The organism is Streptomyces omiyaensis (genome assembly GCF_014650895.1).
Taxonomy (GTDB): domain Bacteria; phylum Actinomycetota; class Actinomycetes; order Streptomycetales; family Streptomycetaceae; genus Streptomyces; species Streptomyces omiyaensis.
Window position 1 is genome coordinate 1 of sequence record NZ_BMVV01000072.1, and the last position, 3,056, is coordinate 3,056.

At 75.8% G+C, this 3,056-nt stretch carries 1 protein-coding gene; it reads left to right on the top strand.

Features of this window, described 5'->3' with window-relative positions; translation table 11 throughout:
• Window positions 1–390 precede the first annotated feature (390 nt).
• On the top strand, window positions 391–2,559 hold the full coding sequence (locus IE287_RS38020; protein WP_189854000.1) for a serine/threonine-protein kinase: 2,169 nt from the start codon (window positions 391–393) through the stop codon (window positions 2,557–2,559).
• Window positions 2,560–3,056 lie beyond the last annotated feature (497 nt).

The window sequence follows — 3,056 nt, forward strand, 5'->3', positions numbered from 1 at the left end:
GCCGCATCACCAACACCCTGAACAACACCCAGGGCGCCGACGCCCACCTCACCATCCGCGCCACCACCACCCTCGGCGACATCACCGCCCACGCCCACTGACCCGGCACGGTCCGTGCGCGACCCCCGACACCACCACGGCCCACGGCCCACGCCCCACCGCACCGCCGCCCCGGCCCCCGCCCCGCACGGCCGCGCCCCGCCTCCGCGGACACCCCCGCAGGCGGGGCGCCGCCCTGCCCCGCCCCGCAACACCCCCCACCAGGAAGGATTTCGCACCGGAACCGGACCGGCCACCCGCACCACGGCCACAGGCCCCCCGCCACCCCGCACGGCCCGCTAGCCTCTGCGTGATCAAGGGGCGAGGGACGAGGGGAAGCGGGGCGGGCGCATGGTGCTGAGGGAGACGGACCCCGAACAGGTCGGCGGCTACCGGCTGCTGGACCGGCTGGGCGCAGGCGGCATGGGCACGGTCTACCTCGCCCAGGCCGAGTCGGGACGCCTGATCGCGATCAAGGTCGTCCACGAACAGTTCGCACAGGACACCGAGTTCCGCCTCCGCTTCCGCCAGGAGGTCGCCGCCGCCCGCAGGGTCAGCGGAGCCTTCACCGCCCCCCTGGTCGACGCCGACGCCGAAGCCGTACGCCCCTGGATGGCCACCGCGTACGTCGAGGGCCGGACGCTCGGCGAACGCGTACGCACCCAAGGACCCCTCGGCGGCGCCGAACTGCGCCGCCTCGCCGTCGGACTGGTCGAGGCCCTGCGCAGCATCCACCGCGCCGGCGTCATCCACCGCGACCTCAAACCCGACAACGTCCTGATGGCCGACGACGGCCCCCTGGTCATCGACTTCGGCATCTCCCGCGCCGCGGACCACCGCACCCTGACCGTCACCGGCCGGATCCTCGGCACACCCCCGTTCATGTCCCCCGAACAGCTCGCCTCACCCCACCGCGTCGCCCCCTCCTCCGACGTCTTCTCCCTGGGCGCCGTCCTGGTCTACGCGGCCACCGGCCACGGCCCCTTCGACTCCGAGAGCCCCTACATGACCGCGTACAACGTGGTCCACGAACCCCCCTCCACCGGCGAACTCTCCGCGAGCGTCCGCGAGATCGTCCAGTGGTGCCTGGCGAAGGAACCCGCGGAACGCCCCGGCGTCCCCGACCTCCTGGCGGCCTTCCGCGCCGCCCCGGAATCCGACTGGGGCCCGCGCCCCCACACCCTGACCCGGCCCAACCGCCCCCAGGCACCGCCCCGGACCACCACCCCGCCCCCGGCGCCGCGCCGCCGCGCCCGGCCCGCGCTCGCGACCGCCGTCGTCGCGGCCCTCGCCGCGGCCGCCGGCACCTGGGCCGCCGTCGCGGGCGACCGCCCCACGCACGCAGCGGCCACCCCGCCCGCACAGGCCCCCGCGACCGGCCGGACCGCGCCGCTGAAGGAACCCGCCGCCGCACTGCGGCCCACCGGATGGGGCCTGTGGCAGGTGACCTCCCGCCCCGACGAACGCCACACCCGGCGGTGCCTGCCCTCCGCCGAGGTGCTCCTGTGCCACACCACCGCGTTCTCGCAGGGGCCCGGCCGGGCCCGCCTGACCGCCTACGACACCGCCACGGGCCGGCGCCTGTGGGAGAAGGGCGTCGAAGCGGGGGAGGCGGAGATCGTCGGATTCTCGGCCTCGGGCGACCTGGCGTTCCTGGTCGAGGAGGACCGGCGGGACTTCATGACGGCCGGCAGGGTACGCGCCATCGAACCGGCCACCGGCACCACGGCGTGGAGCTCCCCGGCCGGAACGGCCTCCCTGGACGGATCGTCGGTCCTGGTCGGGGACCGGCTGATCACCCAGGCCGCCGAGGAACCCGGGCCCGACACGGCCGACGGCGCACAGCAGAGCCGGCTGCACGCCTGGAGCAGCAAGGGAACACACCTGTGGCAGGCCGAGACCCCCTCCTTCCAGCGCCTGTACGCCAGCCGCGGCCACCTCTACGCCACCGACGCCGGCGAACAGCAGATGGGCGGAGCACGCCTCCAGGAGCTGCGGACGAGCGACGGCGAACAGATCGCGGTCAACTTCTTCCCCCGCGCCGGCATCCTCGGCGCGTCCCCCGACGGCGTCCTGCTGCGCCGCGCGGACGGCACGATCCACCTGGGCTCCCTGACCGGCGACGTCTCACGCGCCACCACACTCACCGAGGCCGCCGTGTACGAGGAGGCCGGCGGCCGCCTGTACGGGATCGACGGGTCCGGCATCCTGATCGCCGCGAACGGCCGCACCGGCGAACGCCTGTGGCAGACCGAGGTCCCCGGAATGCTCTCCGCCGCCGACGCGGCCTCGGCGCTCGCCGTGGCGGGCGACCGCGTCTACCTGGCCACCTCCGACAGGGCCCGCTCGGTCGTCTGCGTCGATGCCCGCACCGGCCGCATCCTGTGGACCAGCGCACCCCGGGGCGGAGGGGCCTTCGTGGACCCGGACCTGACCGTCGGCCCCGACGGCACCGTCTACCTGCGCGCCGCCGACACCCTCCACGCCCTCAGGCCTCCCGCCCCGGCCCCTCCCGCCTGAGCCCCCGCCCGGCCCCGGCACTCTCCCCGCCCGGGGCCCGAAGGCGCCGGGCGGGGAGAGTGCCGGGCAGGGTGGGAGGGTGCGGACCCCCTTCACCGTCCCCCGCATCGCCGCAGGCGACGGCCTCGTCCTTGTGCTTGTGGCACGCCTGCCTCCAGTGGGCCGGCCCCCCCTGCGTGTCGGCTGGTGGTGTCCCGCCGCGGGCGGTGGCGCCCTGGCCGCGTTCTTCAACAGCGTCGGCCCGGCCGATGCCGCGGGCGAAGAGCCCTGCCTGCCCCGTGTTCTCGCGTACTGCCCTGCCTGCCCCGTGTTCTCGCGTACGGTCCTGCCCGGCCCGGCCCGGTCCTGCCCGGCTCGGCCCGGTCCGGTCCGGTCCGGCCCGGTCCCGTACCTCCCGGGCCGTTCTGCCCCCGGGGGGCGCGCCGGGTGTGGTCTCACACGTACGTGTGACCTTTGCCGGGGGGTGTGTTCGAGGCCGTGGGCCTTTGTGGGGTCGG

What these genes read in the sequence shown, in the direction of transcription:
- IE287_RS38020 (WP_189854000.1), top strand. Translation starts at nt 391, where the DNA reads ATGGTGCTGAGGGAGACGGACCCCGAACAGGTCGGCGGCTACCGGCTG.